18 protein-coding genes are annotated in these 18,337 nt (G+C 67.4%); 9 read left to right on the top strand and 9 right to left on the bottom strand.

The genetic code is table 11. The annotated features are described in order from the left end of the window. Positions 1–6: 6 nt before the first annotated feature. From NUW81_RS07460 to NUW81_RS07450, 3 genes are read right to left on the bottom strand one after another with little or no spacing between them, the layout of a single operon-like run. Positions 7–693, bottom strand: a complete 687-nt coding sequence (locus tag NUW81_RS07460) for a Crp/Fnr family transcriptional regulator (RefSeq protein ID WP_245112000.1) — start codon at positions 691–693, stop codon at positions 7–9. Continuing rightward, a complete protein-coding gene (gene nadB, locus NUW81_RS07455; RefSeq protein WP_245111999.1) occupies positions 690–2,276 on the bottom strand; it encodes an L-aspartate oxidase in 1,587 nt (528 codons plus the stop codon). Before nadB ends, NUW81_RS07460 begins: the two co-directional genes overlap by 4 nt. Continuing rightward, complete coding sequence (locus NUW81_RS07450; protein WP_245111998.1) at positions 2,273–3,196, bottom strand: ABC transporter ATP-binding protein; 924 nt, start codon at positions 3,194–3,196, stop codon at positions 2,273–2,275. Before NUW81_RS07450 ends, nadB begins: the two co-directional genes overlap by 4 nt. 92 nt (positions 3,197–3,288) lie before the next feature. Here NUW81_RS07450 and NUW81_RS07445 point away from each other — a divergent pair, with 92 nt between their 5' ends. Genes NUW81_RS07445 through NUW81_RS07430 form a run of 4 tightly spaced genes read left to right on the top strand, consistent with a single transcriptional unit; the run spans position 3,289 to position 6,567 of the window. Next, positions 3,289–4,686: a serine hydrolase domain-containing protein gene (locus NUW81_RS07445; protein ID WP_245111996.1), complete on the top strand. Its 1,398-nt coding sequence runs from the start codon at positions 3,289–3,291 to the stop codon at positions 4,684–4,686. Between the two features lie 35 nt (positions 4,687–4,721). After that, complete coding sequence (locus tag NUW81_RS07440; protein ID WP_245111994.1) at positions 4,722–4,922, top strand: zinc-finger domain-containing protein; 201 nt, start codon at positions 4,722–4,724, stop codon at positions 4,920–4,922. 56 nt (positions 4,923–4,978) lie between these two features. Next, positions 4,979–6,343 carry a metalloprotease TldD gene (gene tldD / locus NUW81_RS07435; protein ID WP_245113737.1) on the top strand — a complete coding sequence of 455 codons (1,365 nt, stop codon included), beginning with the start codon at positions 4,979–4,981 and terminating at the stop codon, positions 6,341–6,343. Further along, the gene (locus NUW81_RS07430) at positions 6,340–6,567 is read left to right on the top strand and encodes a putative signal transducing protein (RefSeq protein WP_245111991.1); all 228 of its coding nucleotides are present in this window, start codon (positions 6,340–6,342) and stop codon (positions 6,565–6,567) included. Before tldD ends, NUW81_RS07430 begins: the two co-directional genes overlap by 4 nt. A 13-nt stretch (positions 6,568–6,580) precedes the next feature. Here the strand turns inward: NUW81_RS07430 and recQ are convergent, their stop codons facing one another. Next, positions 6,581–8,344: a DNA helicase RecQ gene (gene recQ / locus NUW81_RS07425; protein WP_245111990.1), complete on the bottom strand. Its 1,764-nt coding sequence runs from the start codon at positions 8,342–8,344 to the stop codon at positions 6,581–6,583. A gap of 41 nt (positions 8,345–8,385) precedes the next feature. Then, positions 8,386–8,802, bottom strand: coding sequence for a protein tyrosine phosphatase family protein (locus tag NUW81_RS07420; RefSeq protein ID WP_245111989.1), 417 nt, complete (start codon positions 8,800–8,802; stop codon positions 8,386–8,388). Between the two features lie 92 nt (positions 8,803–8,894). On the opposite strand from NUW81_RS07420, the gene NUW81_RS07415 reads away from it, so the two are divergent. Continuing rightward, positions 8,895–10,355: a helicase HerA domain-containing protein gene (locus NUW81_RS07415; RefSeq protein WP_245111988.1), complete on the top strand. Its 1,461-nt coding sequence runs from the start codon at positions 8,895–8,897 to the stop codon at positions 10,353–10,355. Positions 10,356–10,361: 6 nt separating this feature from the next. On the opposite strand, the gene NUW81_RS07410 is transcribed toward NUW81_RS07415, so the two are convergent. Together NUW81_RS07410 and NUW81_RS07405 are read right to left on the bottom strand one after the other, a co-directional pair. Then, a complete protein-coding gene (locus NUW81_RS07410; RefSeq protein ID WP_245111987.1) occupies positions 10,362–11,810 on the bottom strand; it encodes a DUF1996 domain-containing protein in 1,449 nt (482 codons plus the stop codon). A gap of 101 nt (positions 11,811–11,911) precedes the next feature. Then, entirely contained in the window at positions 11,912–13,726 is a 1,815-nt protein-coding gene (locus tag NUW81_RS07405; RefSeq protein WP_245111986.1) for an ABCB family ABC transporter ATP-binding protein/permease, read from the bottom strand. Positions 13,727–13,858: 132 nt separating this feature from the next. On the opposite strand from NUW81_RS07405, the gene NUW81_RS07400 reads away from it, so the two are divergent. Together NUW81_RS07400 and NUW81_RS07395 are read left to right on the top strand one after the other, a co-directional pair. Beyond that, positions 13,859–14,107 carry a hypothetical protein gene (locus NUW81_RS07400; protein ID WP_245111985.1) on the top strand — a complete coding sequence of 83 codons (249 nt, stop codon included), beginning with the start codon at positions 13,859–13,861 and terminating at the stop codon, positions 14,105–14,107. Between the two features lie 285 nt (positions 14,108–14,392). Next, the gene (locus NUW81_RS07395) at positions 14,393–14,581 is read left to right on the top strand and encodes a PspC domain-containing protein (protein ID WP_245111982.1); all 189 of its coding nucleotides are present in this window, start codon (positions 14,393–14,395) and stop codon (positions 14,579–14,581) included. A gap of 95 nt (positions 14,582–14,676) precedes the next feature. On the opposite strand, the gene NUW81_RS07390 is transcribed toward NUW81_RS07395, so the two are convergent. After that, entirely contained in the window at positions 14,677–16,461 is a 1,785-nt protein-coding gene (locus NUW81_RS07390) for an SLC13 family permease (protein WP_245111980.1), read from the bottom strand. Positions 16,462–16,651: 190 nt separating this feature from the next. On the opposite strand from NUW81_RS07390, the gene NUW81_RS07385 reads away from it, so the two are divergent. Both NUW81_RS07385 and NUW81_RS07380 read left to right on the top strand, forming a co-directional pair. Further along, positions 16,652–16,798, top strand: coding sequence for a hypothetical protein (locus NUW81_RS07385; RefSeq protein ID WP_245111977.1), 147 nt, complete (start codon positions 16,652–16,654; stop codon positions 16,796–16,798). Positions 16,799–16,899: 101 nt separating this feature from the next. Next, positions 16,900–17,556: a 5'-methylthioadenosine/S-adenosylhomocysteine nucleosidase family protein gene (locus NUW81_RS07380; protein WP_245111975.1), complete on the top strand. Its 657-nt coding sequence runs from the start codon at positions 16,900–16,902 to the stop codon at positions 17,554–17,556. A 112-nt stretch (positions 17,557–17,668) separates the two neighbouring features. Here NUW81_RS07380 and NUW81_RS07375 read toward each other — a convergent pair whose 3' ends face one another. Next, positions 17,669–18,265, bottom strand: coding sequence for a fasciclin domain-containing protein (locus NUW81_RS07375; protein WP_245111973.1), 597 nt, complete (start codon positions 18,263–18,265; stop codon positions 17,669–17,671). Between the last annotated feature and the right edge of the window lie 72 nt (positions 18,266–18,337).

Genomic DNA, 18,337 nt, shown 5'->3' with positions numbered 1-18,337 from the left:
TCCCGGCTATTCGGCCAGGTCCGCGAGCCGCGCGGGATCCGCAATGCGGATCCCGCGTGTGCCGCTGCGGGCGATGATGCCCTGCTTTTCCATCTTGGTGAGTTGGCGCGAGACCGTTTCGATGGTGAGCCCGAGGAGGCCCGCCATCTCGCCGCGCGTGAGCGGCAGGTCGAATTCACCGGCCGAATGACAGGGCGAGCTGCTCGCCGCCCGTGCCAGCGAACGCAGCAGGTTGGCAATCTTGGCCCCCGCGCCCTTCTTGGCATCCAATGCGATCTGCGCGCGCGCCTCGAACAGGTCCGCCGCCGAGCGCCGCAGCAGCGCGCGGGCCAGCGCGGGAAAGCGCTCGATCGCTTTTTCATATTCGCGCCGGTCGAACAGGCACAGGCGGCTGTCGGTCAGCGCGACGATGTCGTGATTTTCCACCGGTGCGAACATCTCGCCGACGAAGCCCGCGGGGTGGACGAGGCTGAGGATGCGCTCGTTGCCCTCGGCATCGAGGTGCGAGATCTTGAGCAGCCCGCTGTTGAGCGTGGCGCACACATCGGCCTCGTCGCCGGCATGGAACAGCACCTCGCCGCGCTTGAGGTTGCGATGCGCGCCGATCCGCGCCAGCTCGTCACGCTCCTCGATCGAAAGCGATGCGCAGGCAGCGCTGTCGCGAACGGGGCAGGTCTCGCATTGCAGCTTCATGGTGCCAGCACCGTATCCTGTGCGACGCTATCCGTCTCGGGATAATCGAGCGTGTAATGCAGCCCGCGGCTCTCGTGGCGCTTCAAGGCGCAGCGCACGATGAGGTCGGCGACCTCGACGAGGCTCCGGAGCTCGATGAGGTCGGGGGTGACTCGGAAATTCTTGTAATAGTCGTCGACTTCCTGACGCAGGAGGTCGATGCGCGCCTTGGCCCGCTCGAGCCGCTTGGTGGTGCGCACGATGCCGACGAAATTCCACATGAAGCGGCGGATCTCGCCCCACACCTGCTGGATGACGACTTCCTCGTCGCTGTCGGTGACGCGGCTTTCGTCCCAGTCGCGCACATCAATGGGCCGGGGCAGGCTGTCCCAGTTCGCCTTGATATGCTCGGCCGCCGCATCGCCGTAGACGAAACATTCGAGCAAGGAATTGGAGGCGAGGCGATTGGCGCCGTGCAGCCCCGACATGGTGACCTCGCCCGCCGCATAGAGGCCCGGCGCATCGGTGCGCCCGTCCATGTCCACCACCACGCCGCCGCAGGTGTAATGCTGTGCCGGCACGACGGGGATCGGCTGTTTGGTGATGTCGATGCCGAGCCCGATCAGCTTGTCGTAGATAGTCGGGAAATGCTCCCTCACGAAGTCCGGCCCGCGGTGCGAGATGTCGAGATGGACATAGTCGAGCCCGTCGCGCTTGATCTCGGCGTCGATGGCGCGGGCGACGACGTCGCGCGGCGCCAGCTCCAGCCGCTCGTCGTAATTCTTCATGAAGCGCTCGCCGCTGGTCGGGTTGACGAGGATCCCCCCCTCGCCGCGCACGGCCTCGGTGATGAGGAAGTTCTTCACCTCGAGATTGTAGAGGCAGGTCGGGTGGAATTGCATGAATTCCATGTTCGACACGCGGCAGCCCGCGCGCCACGCCATCGCGATACCGTCGCCGGTCGCGCCGCGCGGCGCGGTCGAGAACTGGTAGGCGCGCCCTGCCCCGCCCGCCGCCAGCACGGTCGCGCGGGCGGTGATGGTTTCGACTTCGCCCGCGGCGCGGTCGAGCGCGTAGACGCCATGCACCGTGCCGCTCGTCGAATAATGCTGCGCATGGCGGCCCTGGATGAAGTCGATCGCCACGCGGCCCGGCAGGAGCGTGATATTCTCGTGCATCACGGCCGCCTTTTCGAGCGCCTGTGCGACCGCCCAGCCGGTGGCGTCATGGACGTGGACGATGCGGCGGTGGCTGTGCCCGCCCTCGCGCGTCAGGTGCCAGTCGCCATCGGTGTCGAGGTTGAAGGGCACGCCCAATTTGGCGAGCTTCTCGATCGCGGCGGGCGCGCGCTGCACCACCATCTCGACCACGTCGCGATCATTGAGGCCGGCGCCCGCGATCATCGTGTCACGGATATGGTTCTCGAAGCTGTCCTCGTCCTCGAGCACGGCAGCGATCCCGCCCTGTGCCCATTCGGTCGCCCCGCCGCCCAATTTGCCCTTGGCGAGGACGCCGACCTTGAACCGCTCGGCGAGGTTGAGCGCGGCAGTAAGGCCGGCGGCACCCGTGCCGATGACGAGGACGTCGAAGTCGTGGTCGCTCATTCGGCTCCCCGCGTCAGCGAGAGGAAGACGTCCTCGAGGTCGGGTTCGCGCGTGCGCACGTCGACGATGTCATAACCCTCGCGCGCCAGCAGGCGCAGCACCTCGCCCGCATTCACCTTGTCCTTCGAATAGGAAATGGCGACCTCTTCCTCGCCGATCCGCTCGATCTTCTCGAAACGGTCGTCGGAGGGCAACTGCGCCACCGCGCGGTCGAAGGTGACGACGACCTGCTTCTCCTGCGCCCGCGCGATGAGCTGTTTCGTCGGCTCGTTGGTGACGAGCTTGCCGTGGTTGATGATGGCGATGCGGTCGCACAGCTCCTCGGCTTCCTCGAGGTAATGCGTGGTCAGCACGACCGTGACGCCGCGGGCGTGGAGCGTGCGGACATAGTCCCACAGCTGCTGGCGAAGGTCGATGTCGACGCCAGCGGTTGGCTCGTCGAGGACGAGAATGGGGGGCGAATGGACCATTGCCTTGGCGACCAGCAGGCGGCGCTTCATCCCGCCCGAAAGGGTGCGCGCATAGGCATCGGCCTTGTCGGTCAGCGACACTGCCTCGAGCAGCTCGGCGGTGCGGCGCTCGTCCTTGGGGATGCCGTAGAGCCCCGCCTGTATCTCGAGCGCCTCGGCGGGCGTGAAGAAGGGGTCGAAGAGGATTTCCTGCGGCACGATGCCGATCGAGCGCTTGGCATTGCGATGGTCGCGGTCGATGTCGAAGCCCCAGATCGCCGCCGTGCCGCTCGTCTTGGTGACGAGGCCAGCGAGGATGTTGATCAGCGTCGACTTGCCCGCGCCATTGGGGCCGAGCAGCCCGAAGATCTGCCCCTGCGGGACCTCGAAGCTGACATCGTCCAGCGCCTGCTTGCCGCCGGCATAGGTCTTGGACAGGTTCTCGATGCTGATCGCGGGGGCTTGGGTCATCCCGAGCGCCTTAGCGGGCCGCGAGCGATTGCGCTACGGTCTGCGCTGACCTAGGCCCGAGGCGCGTTTTTCATCGCGGGGGTCCAAGAGCCATGTTCCTGTCTGTCGCCACGCTTCTCGTCGCCGCCGTCCCCGCCGAGGGCACGCCGCTCGACCGCGCCATCGAGGCGCTGGTGCCGGGCACGGTGATCGTGGGCGAGGAACCGGCGCCCAGCTCGATCCACGAGGCGATGGCCGAGCTGCGGGTCCCCGCCGTGTCGATCGCGTTGATCGACGACAATCGCATTGTCGCCGCGCGCAGCTTCGGCTGGGCCGATCCGGCGCAGCGCGTGCCCGCGCATCTCGACACGCGCTTCCAAGCCGCGAGCCTGTCGAAGTCCGTCGCGGCGATGACGATGATGGCGCTCGTCGAGGCGGGCGCGCTCGATCTCGACCTGCCCGTCAATGCCCGCCTGTCGCGCTGGCGGCTGCCCGAGGGCGAGCATGCCCCCGCCACGCTGCGCAGCCTCCTGTCGCATCGCGCCGGGACGAGCGTCTCGGGCTTTCCCGGCTATGCCGATCCCGCCGCGACGCCCGACCTCGTCGCCGTGCTCGAGGGACGCGGCAATACCGATCCGGTCGAGCTGGTCTCTGCCCCCGGCACCTTCTCTTATTCGGGCGGCGGCTATTCGGTCGCGCAATTGCTCGTCGAGGAGGTCGAGGGCCAGCCCTTCGCCGATGTCGCGGCGCGGGTCCTCCTCGTACCGCTCGGCATGGACCGGTCGAGCTTCGCCCAGCCGCCGCGCGCGGCGCGCGAGAAGCTCGCGCTCGCGCATGACGAACAGGGGAGGTTGATCGCCGGCGGCTACCATCTCTACCCCGAGCAGGCCGCCGCCGGCCTGTGGACCACCCCGCGCGACCTCGCCCTTTTCCTGATCGCCGCCAATCGCGCCCATGCAGGCGAGACCGGCCTGCCGGTCGGCCCTGCGGGAATGCGCACCCTTCTCACCGCGCCGGGCGGCGACAGCGACTATGCGCTCGGCTTCGGGACGAGCGGGTCGGGCGCGGACTTTCGGATCGGACACAGCGGGTCGAACATGGGGTACAAGGCCTACATGTTCTCCTTTCCCGAGCGCGGCGAAGGGTTGGTCATCATGACCAATGGCGAACTTGGCGCGCCGCTGTTCCAGTCGATCGCGGCGGCGGTCGCCCGCGAAATGGACTGGCCGGGGTTCGAGCAGCGCCGCCTCGTGCGCGCGCCCGCCACCCCCGAGGCGCTTGCCCGGATCGCCGGCGTCTATCTGCTCGACGAGCGCGCTTTTGCATTCTCGGTCGACGGCGACCGGCTCAGCCTGCGCAACCCGCAGGGCGAGATCGAACCGTCGATCCTGATCGAGGGCGATCGCCTCTATTTCCCGCAGGGCGGCCAGATCGTCGATGTGGAACGCGGCCCCGGCGGCGAGGTCACCGCGCTGGTGGCGGGCGATACGCGACTGCCGCGCGCCGACTAGTTGCCGCGCCCGCCGCGCTTCGCTAATCGGCGGTCATGTCAAAGATTCCGCCCCCCGAGACGATCCGAGTCGATACGCTGCGCGTCCATTGCGATGGTGCCGGCGACATTTCGCCCGCGCTCGGCCATCCGCGCGTCTATTACCACATCGACGACAACGGCATGGTCGAATGCAAATATTGCGACCGCCGCTTCGTGCTCAAGGGTGGCCCGGCCGACACGAAGGACGTGGCGTGAGCCTCGGCCCCCGGGGCTTTCTCTACACGCCGGGCCAGTTCGAGCCCTCCGACGCGATGGCCGCCGCGCGCGCGCATCTGTCGGGGCATGACGACGGCGAACTCTATCTGCAATATCGCGCCTCCGAGATGGTGGCCTTCGACGACGGCCGCCTGCGCAGCGCCGACTATTCGACCGACCGCGGCTTCGGCCTGCGCGGCGTGACCGGCGAGATGACGGGCTTTGCCCATGCCAACGAGCTGTCGACCGCCGCGATCCAGCGCGCTGCAGAGACGCTTAGGCTGCTCGATCCCTCGAAGCAGGCCCCCGCCGGCCCGCCGCACGGCACCAACGCGCGGCTCTATACCGACGAGGACCCGCTGGTCGCGGTCCCGTTCGAGAAGAAGCTCGCCCTTATCAAGGAGATCGAGGCCGAAGCCCGGTCGCGTGACCCGAGGGTCGACCAGGTCAGCGTCGTCCTGTCGGGCTCGTGGAGCGTCGTCGAGATCGTCCGTCCCGACGGCTTCCTCGCCACCGACATCCGCCCGCTGGTGCGCCTCAACGTCTCGGTCGTCATGGCCGACGGCGAGCGCCGCGAGAGCGGCAGCCACGGACTCGGCGGACGCTATCTCTACGACCGCCTGTTCGACCGCGCGACATGGATGCGCTGCGTCGACGAAGCGGTTCGCATGGCCGATGTGAACATGCGCTCGGTCGCCGCGCCCGCGGGCGACATGCCCGTGCTGCTCGGCCCCGGCTGGTGCGGGGTGCTCCTCCACGAGGCCGTCGGCCACGGGCTCGAGGGCGATTTCAACCGCAAGGGCCAGTCGACCTTCGCCGGCCGGATCGGCGAGCGCGTCGCCTCGCCCGGCGTCACCGTGGTCGACGAAGGCAATATCGCCAACCGGCGCGGCAGCCTCACCATCGACGACGAAGGCACGCCCACGCAGCGTAACGTCCTCATCGAGGACGGCATCTTGCGTGGCTATATGCAGGACCGCCTCAACGCCCGCCTGATGGGGGTCGAGCCGACCGGCAACGGGCGCCGCGAGAGCTTCGCCCACGCCCCCATGCCGCGCATGACCAACACCTTCATGCTCGGCGGCGAGGACGATCCCGCCGACCTCCTGTCACGGCTCGACAAGGGCATTTACGCCAAGAGCTTCGGCGGCGGGCAGGTCGATATCGTGTCGGGCAAGTTCGTCTTCAGTTGCACCGAGGCCTACAAGGTCGAGAACGGCAAGCTGGGCGACCCGATCAAGGGCGCGACCCTCATCGGCGATGGCCCCACCGTGATGCAGCGCGTCCTCGGCATCGGCAACGACATGGCGCTCGATGAAGGCGTGGGCATGTGCGGCAAGGGTGGCCAGTCGGTCCCCGCGGGCGTCGGCCAGCCGAGCCTCCTCGTCTCCGCCATCACCGTGGGCGGCACCGCGACATGAGCCTCGTCGAGGCGGCGCGCTATCCCACGCAGGTCGAAGCCGACCTCGCGCGTCACCGCCTCGAGGCCGAGAATATCCCCGCGATGATCTTCGACGGTGGGCTCAACAGCGTGTTCGGCGGGGGCGGGCTCGCCTGGGTCCGGTTGATGGTCGACGACAGCGACCTCGCCATCGCGCAGGACATCCTGAGACTGCCCCCCGACGCCGTCGTCGCCGAGGATTAGGCGTCGGACAAGATCAGGTCGCCGCGCGAAGCGCCACGAGCAGCCCCTCGCCATAGCGCTCGAGCTTCTTTTCCCCGACCCCGTCGACCTCGCGCAGCGCCGAAAGGCTGTCCGGCTTCATCGCCGCGACCTGCCGGAGCGTCGAATCGTGGAAGATGACATAGGGCGGCACGCCCTGGCTCTTCGCTTCCTCGCGCCGCCATTCGCGTAGCGCATCGAACAGCGGGTCGGGCGGATAATCGGCGGCGCTCTTGCGACGACGCCCAGACCCCGACGCCTTGGGCGGCACCGCGATCTCGAGGCCCTGCTCGCCCTTAAGGATGGGCTTGGCGCCCGGCCCGAAACTGAGGCCGCCATAGGCATCGGCGCGCAAGGCATCGCGCGCAATCAGCGCCCGCGCCACCGGCTGCACCAGCCGCAATTCGTCGGCGTCCATGATGCCGAACACCGACAGGTCGTGATGCCCGTTGGTGCGCACCTTCTCGTTATCGTCGCCCGACAGCACCTGCTTCAGGTAGCCGACCCCGAAACGCATCCCCGTGCGGAAGGCCGCCGAGAGCAATTTCTGGGCCACGACGGTGGCGTCGATCGTCTTGGGCGGGTCGATGCAATTGTCGCAATTTCCGCAAGTCTCGGGCGGCTCCTCGCCGAAATGGCGCAACAGGATCGCGCGGCGGCAGGTCGCCGATTCCACGAAAGCCGCAAGGGCGTTCAAGCGCTCGCGCTCGGCGGGCTGGCGATCGGGCTCGACCTCGGTCTCGATGCGCTGGCGGGCGCGGGCGAAATCCTCCGCGCCCCAGAAGAGCCATGCCTCGGCGGGCTCGCCGTCGCGGCCCGCGCGGCCGGTTTCCTGGTAATAGGCTTCGATCGACTTGGGCGTGGCGGCATGGGCGACGAAGCGCACGTCGGGCTTGTCGATGCCCATGCCGAAGGCGATCGTCGCCGCCATCACCATGTCCTCCGAGCGCACGAAGGCGTCCTGGTTGTTGGCGCGGATGTGCGGGTCGAGCCCAGCGTGATAGGCCCCCGCCGGCCGCCCCGTCTCGCGGATGTCGGCGGCCAGCGCCTCGGTCTTGGCACGGCTCGGGCAATAGACGATGCCCGCGCCCTCATGCGCTTTGAGCAGCCCCCGCACCTGCCCCGGCAGGCCCGCACGCGGCACCACATGATAGCGGATGTTGGGCCGGTCGAAGCCCGATATGACGAGCCCCTCGGGCTCGATCCCGAGCTGGTGGAGGATGTCGGCGCGGGTGCGCCGGTCCGCCGTCGCGGTCAGCGCGAGCCGCGGCGCGCCGACATGGTCGAGCAGCGGGCGCAGCAGGCGATAGTCGGGGCGGAAGTCATGGCCCCATTCGGACACGCAATGCGCTTCGTCCACCGCGACGAGGCTGATCCGCTGCCCCTCGAGCATCCGTCCGAAGCGCTCGGTGGTGGCGCGCTCGGGCGCGACATAGAGAAGGTCGAGTTCGCCCGCCTCGAAGGCACGCTCGGTGCCCATCCGGTCGGCCGAGGCGCTGGTCAGCGCGGCGGCAGCGATGCCGTTGGCGGTGGCCGAACGGACCTGGTCCTCCATCAACGCGATGAGCGGCGAGATGACGATCGCGGTGCCGTCCAGCGCCACGGCGGGCAGCTGGTAGCAGAGCGACTTGCCCGCGCCCGTCGGCATGACGGCGAGCGCGTCCTTGCCCTCGAGCACGCGGTCGACGACCTGTTCCTGCACGCCGCGAAAGGCGGAGAAGCCGAAAGTCTCGTGAAGGATGTCCAGTGGGTTACGCACCCGTCAACCGCTAGCGCGGCGCGGGCGCCGCCACAACCTGCTTAGAGGAGGTGGCTGATCGGATCGAGGCTGTAGCCCGCGTCCTGCGCCTTGTCGCGCAGCTCGGCGACGGGGCGCCCCTTGTCGTGATGCGCCAGCGCCCACATCAGCGTCGACCGCGTGCCCGAGCGGCAGAAGGCGAAGGTCTTGGCCCCGCCGGCCTCGTCGAGCGCTGCGCATTCGGCTGCGACATCGGCGGGCGAGATGCCGCGCCCGATCGGGATATGCGCATATTTGAGGCCGGCCGCCTTGCAGGCTTCCTCGAGCTCGACCGCGGTCGGCTGGTCGTCGACCTCGTGATCGGGCCGGTTGTTGATGATCATCGCGAAGCCCTCGCCCTTCAACGCCTCGACATCGTCGAGCGCGATCTGGCTACCGACATGGAATTCGCCGTCCAGCGACACTTTCTTGAGGATCATCGACCACACTCCTGCTGCAAAAGCCCAATGCGCGGCCCCCCATGCGGGTTTCGCGCTTGTCTCGCAAGCACTTGGGGGGCAGGGTCCTGACAATGCCTATCAGCGTCGACATGGGTCTCGATCCTTACGGAAAGAGCGCGACCCTCAATCTTGAAGAACTGCTCGCCACCCGCCTGCTCGTCCAGGGCAATTCGGGGAGCGGCAAGTCGCACCTTCTGCGCCGCCTGCTCGAGAAATCGGCGGGGCAGGTGCAGCAGGTCATCGTCGATCCCGAAGGCGAATTCACGACGCTCGCGGACAAATACGGCCATGTCGTCGTCGAAGGTGCCGCGCACAGCGAAACCGAGATCGGCAAGCTCGCCATGCGCATCCGCGAGCATCGGTTGAGCGTCGTGTTGAGCCTCGAAGGCTTGGAAGCCGACGGCCAGATGCGCTGCGCCGCCAATTTCCTGAATACCCTGTTCGACGCGCCCCGCGACATGTGGTTTCCAGCATTGGTCATCGTCGACGAGGCGCAGATGTTCGCCCCCACAGCGGGCGGCGAGGTGCCCGAAGACGTTCGCCGCGCCTCGCTGGGCGCGATGACCAACCTCATGTGCCGCGGGCGCAAGCGCGGGCTCGCGGGCATCATCGCCACTCAGCGCCTCGCCAAGCTCGCGAAGAATGTCGCGGCGGAAGCCTCGAATTTCCTCATGGGCCGCACCTTCCTCGACATCGACATGGCGCGCGCCGCCGACCTGCTCGGTATGGAACGGCGGCAGGCCGAGGCGATCCGCGACCTCGAGCGCGGCCAGTTCCTCGGCCTCGGCCCCGCCATTTCGCGGCGCCCCATCAAGGTGAAGATCGGCACCGTCGAGACCGGCCCCAAGGACGCCACGCCGCAGCTCACCCCGCTGCCGACCGCGACGGGCGAGGAAGCCGCCTCGCTCTTGTTCGACGATCTCGCCGATGCGCCCGAGCCGCCCAAGCCCGAAAAGGCCGCGCCCAAGCCGCTGCCGTCGGAAACGATGATGGAACAGCTTGCCGCCGCCGTGACCACGCGCCGCGCCGCCGACGAGCCCCCCGTCCCCGCACCCGATGCCGAAGAGGTCGAGCCGATCATCGCCGAGGCGCTCGGCGCGATGGTCGAGGAAGAGGACGGCAAGCCCCGTTCCACCCCCATTGCCTATCAGGACTTTTCGGTGCGCTGCCGGATGAAGGGGCTGCGGACGCCCCCGCTCGACCTGCCCGCTTTCGGGCGGCGGCTGGCAGCGGCCCGCGCGGGCATCCCCGAGGATCCGCAGCCCGACTGGGGCGAGGTGCTCGCGGCCGCCGAGGCGCTGCCCGACGACATGCTCGCGCCCTTCCTCCTCATCGCCAAGGCCGCGCGCGACGGCGCCCCCTCGCCCACCGAGGACCAGATCGCCGCCATCTACGGCACCGCGAGCCTCAGCCGCGCGCGCCGCCTGATCGACTATATCGAGGAGCGCGAACTGATCGTGAAGCGCACCGACATGGGCGGCAAGACGAGCATCACCCTGCCCGCCCTCGGCTGGACGACGGCGGCGGCGTGATCGCGTCTACCCGCCCTTGCCTCCATTGATGACCGCCGGTTCGACCTGCGTGCCGGGCTGGGTGCCCGACAGGCGATAGCCGTTGCCGAGATTGCCGTCGTGGCAGTCGAGCCCGCGCTGGATGCAGCCCTCGAGGATCGCGTCCAGCGCCTCGGGATGCCAGGCATTGAACCAGTCGCCGTGGAGCGACATGCCGCCCGGCGCGCCCGTTGAGACGGTGTAGCCGTCCGAGGCCAGCTGCCAGCCGCGCGTCGTGCCGGTGGCGGGATCGGCGACATCGGGCAGTACGCCAAAGGCATAATGGAAGCTGACGCGGATGATCGGCACCGGATGGGTGGCGGGACAGACCGTGCGGCTGCCCGAGGCGACCGGATAGGCGAGGTGGCTCTTGTGGTCGGCGCTGTCGAGATCGGTGCCGTTCCAGCAGCTGGGGAAGAAGAGGTCGAAGCGCAGCCGGTCGGGGGCCGCGCATTCTGGAATTCTCGTGCTCCAGCGCGGGTTCGTCGCCTCGTCCGATTCCCACGACTGGCAATGCCAGCGCGCGATGGAGCTGTCCTGCTCCATCCCCGGCGATCCCATATGATCGCCCGCGATCATCTTGAGGCCGAGCGGGATCGGCTGGATCGAGGCGAGGTCGCTCACCCCTGCCGAATAATAGAAGATTTCGTGTGCGACCTCGTCGTTGCCGACGACCGCCGGCACGGCCTTGAAGGCGGGATCGCCGTTGCTGTCGCGAGCGCGTCCGCCGCCAGCCTCGTAGGCGGGGGCGAGGAGCGTCGGCACCCAATAGGCCGAGCGGTTGAGCTCGTTGCCCTGGCAGGTCGATGCGCCCTGCGTGAAGAGGCTCTGCGTCGTGCTCGATGCGTCGGTCAGCATGTTGCCATAGAAGCGATGGAGGTGCGCCTTGCCGGGCTGGTCGGGAAAGACGATCGGATCGTCATAGGCGGCGTGGGCGAAGTCGCAGTTGATCCGCAGGATGCCCTTCCAGCTATTGGGCGCGACCGGTGCGGGAACGACGCTGGTGCGGATCAGATCGGGGTGGAGCACGGAATCGGCGGCATCGCCGAAGATGCTGCTGTTGGTCCATTGCACCAGCGCCGGTGCCCCCGCCCGCCCGCTCGCGTCGAAGGCGGTGACCTTCAGCTGGTGCGCCCCCACATCGAGCGGCATGGCGACAAAGGGGCTCGCGCAGGTGGATGCCGGCGCACCGTCGAGGCTGCATTCGAAGCGCGCGGCACCACTGCTGGAAAAGCCGACGGTCGCAAAGGCGTCCTTGGTGACGGCTGCGGGCCGGGCATCGATCGCCACCGCGGGTCCGTCGATCTCGCCGCCGCCGCTGCTGCTCCCCCCGCTATCCGGGGCCGAGGGATCGTCATTGCCCGCGCTTCCGCCGCAAGCGGCAAGGCAGGCGGCAAGGACGAGCGAGAGCGAATGGGAGACGGGCTTGAAGGACATGGCGACACTCCGGTGATGAACGCAGTGTTTGTGCCACCGGCCCGTCGCAGCCGTATCGCAGCGCTCGCCCAAATTGTCGCATATTGTCGTTTGGCGCGCTTCTACTCCGCCGCCTTCTCCAACGCCCGCTCGCGTGCCTGCCGCGCCCAGAGATCGGCGTAGAGCCCGCCCAGCGCCAACAATTCCTCGTGCGTGCCGCGTTCTGCGACCTTGCCCTGATCGAGGACAACGATCTGGTCGGCATGCACCACCGTCGAGAGGCGGTGGGCGATCATGATCGAGGTGCGCTTTTGCATGACATCCTCGAGCGTCGCCTGGATGTCCTGCTCGGTCGCGCTGTCGAGCGCGCTGGTCGCCTCGTCGAGGATCAGGATCGGCGGGTCCTTGAGGAGCGTGCGGGCGATGGCGACGCGCTGCTTCTCGCCGCCTGACAGCTTGAGGCCGCGCTCGCCGACCTTGGTGTCATAGCCTTCGGGCAGCGAGGCGATGAAGCGGTCGATGGCGGCACCCCGCGCGGCGGCTTCCACCTCGGCCTGTGAGGCATCCTCGCGGCCGTAGCCGATATTGTAGCCGATCGTGTCGTTAAACAGCACCGCGTCCTGCGGGACGATGCCGATCGCGGCGCGCAAGCTTGCCTGCGTCACCTCGGCGATGTCCACGCGGTCAATGGTGATGCGCCCGTCCTGCGGCTCGTAGAAACGGTAGAGGAGGCGCGCGAGCGTCGACTTGCCCGCCCCCGAGGGACCGACGACGGCGAGGCTGGTGCCGGCGGGGATGTCGAGGCTGATGCCCTTCAGGATTTCGCGGTCGGGACCGTAGCCGAAGCGCACGTCCTCGAAGCGCACATGGCCCGCGCAGACGGTGAGGTCCCGCGCGCCCTCGGCGTCCTCGATCTCGACTGGCGTGTCGAGGAGGCCGAACATCTCTTCCATGTCGATCAGCCCCTGCTTGATCGAGCGATAGACCCAGCCGAGCATGTTCAAGGGGCGGTAGAGCTGCATCAGGAGCGAGTTGACGAGCACCACGTCGCCCGGGGTAAAGCGCCCCTCGCTCCAGCCCCAGACGGTATAGCCCATCGCGCCCGCCATCATCAGGTTGGTGATGACCGCTTGGCCCGCATTGAGCCAGGCGAGGCTGGTCTCGTTCTTGACCGCCGCGTCGGTATAGCTCTCGACCGCCGCATCATAGCGCGCGCTCTCGCGCTCCTCGGCACCGAAATATTTGACCGTCTCGTAATTGAGGAGGCTGTCGACCGCGCGCTGGGCGGCCTTCTGGTCGACCTTGTTCATGTCGCGGCGGATCTGGTTGCGCCAGTCGGTCACCACGCGGGTGAACCAGATATAGGCCACCACCATCACCATCGTCGCGGCGGTCAGGCCCCAGCCGAACTCCACCGTGAAGATGATCGCGATGCCAATGAGCTCGATCGCGGTCGGCGCGATATTGAACAGGATGAAATAGAGCATGGAGTCCACGCTCTTGGTCCCGCGCTCGACGAGCCGCGTCAGGCTGCCCGTGCGGCGCTCGAGGTGGAAGCGCAGCGAGAGGCGGTGGATGTGGCGGAAGAGCTTGGAGGCCAGCCCCCTCGCCGCTTCCTGCCCGACGCGCTCAAAGATGCCGTTGCGGATGTTGTCTATGAGCGTGCCGAGGAGCCGCATGCTCGCATAGGCCGCGACAAGCCCGAGGATGATGCCGAGCGCGGCGTCCCCGCCCTCGCCCGCCATGCGGTCGACCACCTCTTTGTAGAAAAAGGGCACCGCCAGCACGATCGCCTTGCCGAGGATGACGAGGAGGATCGAGACGACCACGCGCGCGCGCAAGTCGGTGCGCCCCTCGGGCCAGAGCCAGGGGAGGAAACGGAGCAGGATGCGGAAGTCGCCGCCCTCGGGGGCATGTCCTTTGGTGGGGCGGGCCATGGCGGGGAGGTAGGGCGCGCGGAAGCGATCCGCAATGCGGCCCTTGGTCGTTACGCCTGCGGAAATCACGGAACGGGGGCCCCGTCATCGCGTTCGTCTTGGAAATTCATCGTGTAATGTGAAAGACCTAGCATGTTTTCCCCCGCCGATTTCGCCGTCCTCCTCTTCGCCTGCGCCGATGGCGGCGCCATGTGCGAACCCGTCGCCGCCAGCACCATGAGCTTCGAGAATGAGGCCGCCTGCATCGCGACGATCGACGCCGAGCTCGAGCGCCGGATGGACATCGACGCCCCATGGATCGAGGCGGAATGCACCAAGATCGAGAAAATTCCCGTGGCGCTTGTCCCCCATGTGGGGGAAAACCCCAAACAGTCGGGATAAAGTCCCAACTCCGTTCATGAACCGGAAAGGCGAGCATTGATTTTGCTCGCTTTTTTCATTTGGCACGCTCCCTGCATTGTAACTGGCAAGCCCGCCACAACGGCCGGGCCGACAAAAAAGGGAGAATGAAAATGAATGCTCAGTATGCTGCCAAGGACGTCCTCGTCTCGCTCGCCGGTTCGATCATCGTCGCCAGCCTGTTCCTCAGCGCCGCGCTGTCGGGTGCCCCGATCGCCTAACCGGCCACCACCACCATCACAACCGAATAAGGAAAGATATCACATCATGGACCGCAAGTTTCTCGTCAAACCCGCTGAAGGCAAGCTGATGGGCGTTTCCGCCGGCATCGCCGACTATTTCGGGATCGACGTCACGCTCGTCCGCCTCGCCTGGGTGCTCGGCTTCTTCATCTCGGCAGGCACCGCGCTGCTTTTCTACCTGATCACGGGCCTCGTCGCCGACAGCGCGCGGTAAGAGACCCGACCCGCCCCCCGGCCAATGGGCCGGGGCGACGCGACGAGGCTCGCCGGTCAACCGGCGGGCCTTTTCTTTTGGCCGCAGCGGGGCACCTAGAGCCCGTAGGTGATCGAGAGAATGACCGACAGGCTCGCCACCATCAGGATGACGAGCGGGATGCCGGTCTTGAGATAGTCGTTAAACTGGTAATCGCCCTCGGCCATGATCAGCATGTTGGTCTGGTAGGCGATCGGCGTGGCGTAGCACAGGTTGCAGCCGAACAGGACGGCGAGCACCATCGGCTCGACCTCGAGCCCCAACTGCCCTGCGAGCGAAAAAGCGATGGGGGTGCCGACCGCCGCCGCCGTGGCGTTGGACGCGAAATTGGTGAGCAGTGTGACGAACAGCATGATGATTGCCAGCACGAAGGGCGGTGCGAGCCCCGCCATCGCATAGCCGAGGACCTCGCCCATCCACTGCGCCGCACCGCTCTCGAAGATGAGCCGCCCGATGGCGATGGAGGCGGCGACCAGCACGATCACCTTGGCCGACAGGGCGCGCCCCACCTTGTCGAAATGCACGCAGCCTGTGACGAACATGGCGACCGCGCCCGCCAGCGCCGAGATGGCAATGGGCACGATGCCGAGCGAGGCGAGCAGCACGGCGGTGCCCATGATGGCGATGGCGGTCAGCGCCTTCCTGCGCCGCGGTAGCGGGCGCGCGCCGTCGAGCATCAGCAGCGCATCGTTCTGGGCGAATTCCTGCAGCGCGCTTTCGCGGCCGAGGACGAGGAGGATGTCGCCCTCGGCGAGCCGCGCCTCGGCGCTCATCTCGCGCGGGGCGGCAAAGCTGCGGCTCGGCGCCTGCGCGACCCCGAGCACCGCGACGCCGCGGATCCCCGCGGTCTGGAGCGTACGGCCGACGAGGCGGCTGTCGCCGCTCAACGCCATTTCGGCCTCGACGAGATCCTCGCCGGTTTCCGAGCTTTCCTTCTGCAACCGGTCGATCAGCCAGCGCGGCGCGGCGGCCGCGCCGAGCTTGCGCCCCGCCTCGCGGAGCGCATCGGCGGTCGCGAAGGCGGCGAGCCGCTGTCCCGGCTGGAGCGTCCGGGGGTTGCGCAGGAAGGAGAAGGTTTCGGGCAGCTTTTCCTTGAAGTCCTCATAGCTGCGCTCGAGCCAGTTCGACCCCGTACCAACGCGCAGCGTGGCGATGAACTTGCGCGGCTCGTGCCCTGCCTCGGGGCTGTTGTCGGGCAGTAGCCGCGGCATCACCAGCCAGATGTAGGGCAGGCAGATCAGCGCGGCCATCAGCACGATCGGCGTGAAATGGAAGATCGGCAGTTCCTGCATGCCGAGATCGGCGGCGATCGAGACGACGAGCAGGTTGGTCGAAGTGCCGATCGTCGTTGCCATCCCGCCGATGAGGATGGCGGCATTCAAGGGGATGAGCGTCTTGGACGCCGGCATCGCCCCGCCCGCCGCCAGCTGCACCATCACGGGGATGAGCAGCACCAGCACCGGCGTGTCGTTGACCACCATCGAGGCGAACATGGCGAGCAGCAGCGTCACCAGAAGTCCGAGATGGTTGTTGATCCTGAACACCCCGCCAAGCGCGCGGGCCGCGGGCTCGAGGGCACCCGTCACCACCAGCCCGCGTCCCATCACCATCAGCGCGCAGATGGTCACCAGTGCGGTATGGCCGAAGCCGCCGAAGGCGAGCTCGAGCCCGTCCTTGGGGTTGGTTTGCGGCAACGGGAAGAGGTAGAGCATCAGCGCGATCACGCCGATCGTCATCAGGCTGATGATCTCGACGCGGAAGCGGTTCGAGGCAAAGGCCACGAACATGCAGATGGCGACAAGCAGCGCGAGCGCGGCGTGAAGGGAGGGAAGGCTCAGCACGAGAGCGGGTCACCTCGGGGGTCGGAACGGGCATCTGCGCGTGGCACGGCGGCAAGCCTAGGTAGCGCGAGCGCGAAAATACAGGCTTTTCGTCGCTTCGCGCCCGACACCGACCAAAGCGGGTGCTGCTGCGGTGCAACCAAGTCGCGGGCTTGGCGGTTGATGAACCGAATAGCAAAGGGACCAGAGCATGTACCGCAAGGGCGAAGAAATCCATGTTTCCGAGGAAGAGGCCACGGGCGCGGTCAAGCCGCACATCACCCGTTGGGTGCTCGGCGTGTCGCTTTTCCTGATCGTCATCGCCATGTCGCTGGCCTGGATTATTCCCTCCCTCTAGTATTCCTGCAAAATTGTAAGCAATCCGTAGCGTCTGCAAGCTAGGTGGGGGTCGAATCGGCGGACCGTTCCCATGCTCGCCAGTAGAAGGAATTTTTGGCGATGCGGGTCGGGATCATCACCGGACTGATCGAGGAAGCCGACAGCTTCCGCCCCGGCGAAGGCAGGCCGCACCGCGGCGTGCCCTTCTATTGCCGCGAGGGCGATAATTGGATCGTCGCCTGTGCGGGCGTCGGCAAGGTTAATGCGGCGATGGCCTGCACCTACCTGATCGACAAGGGCATCGACTGTCTCATCAGCATGGGCGTCGCGGGCCGTATCGGCTCGGGGCGCGAGCAGGTCTACTGGACCGAGCGCGCCTTCCAGCATGATTATGGTGCCTGGCGCCGCTCTGCCTTCGTCGCCTTCCGCGCCGGGACGATGCCGATCGGCAGCGCCCCGCTCGAGGCGCTCGAGGCCATGACCCCGCTCGGCATCGACCTGCCGCGCGCCACCATCCTTACCGGCGACAGCTTCATCGACGACCGCGAGCGCTCCGACCAGATGGCGAAGCGCTTCAAGGCCGAACTCGTCGACATGGAGACGGGTGCGCTGGCGCAGGTCGCCGAACATCACCGTATTCCCTGGGGTGGCATCCGTGCCGTCTCCGACGCCGCTTCGGGCGAAGGGGTCGCCGAGTTCGAGGCCAACCTCAACCGCGCCGCCCAGCGCGCCGCAGAGGCCGGCGATCATTTCGTCCGCGCCGCCGCCGACGCCTGACTTCGTCAACGGACCGCAAAGGAAAGGCGCCGCCGATCGCGAGGATCGACGACGCCGGACCGAACGGCGCGCGTCTTGAGCGGGAGCGCGCCGTCCGAAAGCGGATGATCGCTCAGGAAGCGGGCATCAGCACGGTATCGATGACGTGGATGACGCCATTGCCGGCCTCGACATCGGTCGAGGTAACGGTCGCCTTATTGCCTTCACCGTCGGTCAGCACGACGCTCTCACCCTCGGCGGTGGCGGTCAGCGTGCCACCCGAAGCGGTGGTCAGCTCGAGCGAGCCGCCCGCATCGGTGATCTGCTGGACGAGGTCGGACGAGCCCACCTTGCCGGCCACCACATGATAGGTGAGGATCTTCTGCAGGGTTTCGCGCTGCTCCTCGGTCATCAGGCCCTGGAGCGTTTCCGCATCGACCTTCTCGAAAGCGGCGTTGGTGGGGGCGAAGACGGTGAAGGGACCTTCGGCCGACAGCGTCTCGCCGAGTTCGGCGGTGGTGATGGCATCGACCAGCGTCGAGAAGTCGGGGTTGGCCTGCGCGGCCGCGACGACGGTGTCCGGCGTTCCGGCATCGGCCATGTCGCCATCCATGCCGTCATCGGCGGTCATCGCCATATCGTCTTCGGGTTCGACCGTCGTGTCGGCGTCGCCGCAGGCGCTGAGGCCGAGCGCGGAGGAGGCGAGGATCGCAAGGGTAAGCTTCTGCATCGGAAAACTCCGTCGATAGTGGAAATCTCCCCCATCAACGGGAAGTCCCAACCCCCCGTTCCCGGCTTGGAC

Source organism: Sphingomicrobium aestuariivivum (assembly GCF_024721585.1).
GTDB lineage: Bacteria > Pseudomonadota > Alphaproteobacteria > Sphingomonadales > Sphingomonadaceae > Sphingomicrobium > Sphingomicrobium aestuariivivum.
The sequence above is the reverse complement of the archived record's forward strand: the minus strand, read 5'-3'. Positions and strand labels throughout refer to the sequence as shown.

What these genes read in the sequence shown, in the direction of transcription:
- NUW81_RS07460 (WP_245112000.1), bottom strand. Translation starts at nt 693, where the DNA reads ATGAAGCTGCAATGCGAGACCTGCCCCGTTCGCGACAGCGCTGCCTGC.
- nadB (WP_245111999.1), bottom strand. Translation starts at nt 2,276, where the DNA reads ATGAGCGACCACGACTTCGACGTCCTCGTCATCGGCACGGGTGCCGCC.
- NUW81_RS07450 (WP_245111998.1), bottom strand. Translation starts at nt 3,196, where the DNA reads ATGACCCAAGCCCCCGCGATCAGCATCGAGAACCTGTCCAAGACCTAT.
- NUW81_RS07445 (WP_245111996.1), top strand. Translation starts at nt 3,289, where the DNA reads ATGTTCCTGTCTGTCGCCACGCTTCTCGTCGCCGCCGTCCCCGCCGAG.
- NUW81_RS07440 (WP_245111994.1), top strand. Translation starts at nt 4,722, where the DNA reads ATGTCAAAGATTCCGCCCCCCGAGACGATCCGAGTCGATACGCTGCGC.
- tldD (WP_245113737.1), top strand. Translation starts at nt 4,979, where the DNA reads ATGGCCGCCGCGCGCGCGCATCTGTCGGGGCATGACGACGGCGAACTC.
- NUW81_RS07430 (WP_245111991.1), top strand. Translation starts at nt 6,340, where the DNA reads ATGAGCCTCGTCGAGGCGGCGCGCTATCCCACGCAGGTCGAAGCCGAC.
- NUW81_RS07420 (WP_245111989.1), bottom strand. Translation starts at nt 8,802, where the DNA reads ATGATCCTCAAGAAAGTGTCGCTGGACGGCGAATTCCATGTCGGTAGC.
- NUW81_RS07415 (WP_245111988.1), top strand. Translation starts at nt 8,895, where the DNA reads ATGCCTATCAGCGTCGACATGGGTCTCGATCCTTACGGAAAGAGCGCG.
- NUW81_RS07410 (WP_245111987.1), bottom strand. Translation starts at nt 11,810, where the DNA reads ATGTCCTTCAAGCCCGTCTCCCATTCGCTCTCGCTCGTCCTTGCCGCC.
- NUW81_RS07405 (WP_245111986.1), bottom strand. Translation starts at nt 13,726, where the DNA reads ATGGCCCGCCCCACCAAAGGACATGCCCCCGAGGGCGGCGACTTCCGC.
- NUW81_RS07400 (WP_245111985.1), top strand. Translation starts at nt 13,859, where the DNA reads ATGTTTTCCCCCGCCGATTTCGCCGTCCTCCTCTTCGCCTGCGCCGAT.
- NUW81_RS07395 (WP_245111982.1), top strand. Translation starts at nt 14,393, where the DNA reads ATGGACCGCAAGTTTCTCGTCAAACCCGCTGAAGGCAAGCTGATGGGC.
- NUW81_RS07385 (WP_245111977.1), top strand. Translation starts at nt 16,652, where the DNA reads ATGTACCGCAAGGGCGAAGAAATCCATGTTTCCGAGGAAGAGGCCACG.
- NUW81_RS07380 (WP_245111975.1), top strand. Translation starts at nt 16,900, where the DNA reads ATGCGGGTCGGGATCATCACCGGACTGATCGAGGAAGCCGACAGCTTC.
- NUW81_RS07375 (WP_245111973.1), bottom strand. Translation starts at nt 18,265, where the DNA reads ATGCAGAAGCTTACCCTTGCGATCCTCGCCTCCTCCGCGCTCGGCCTC.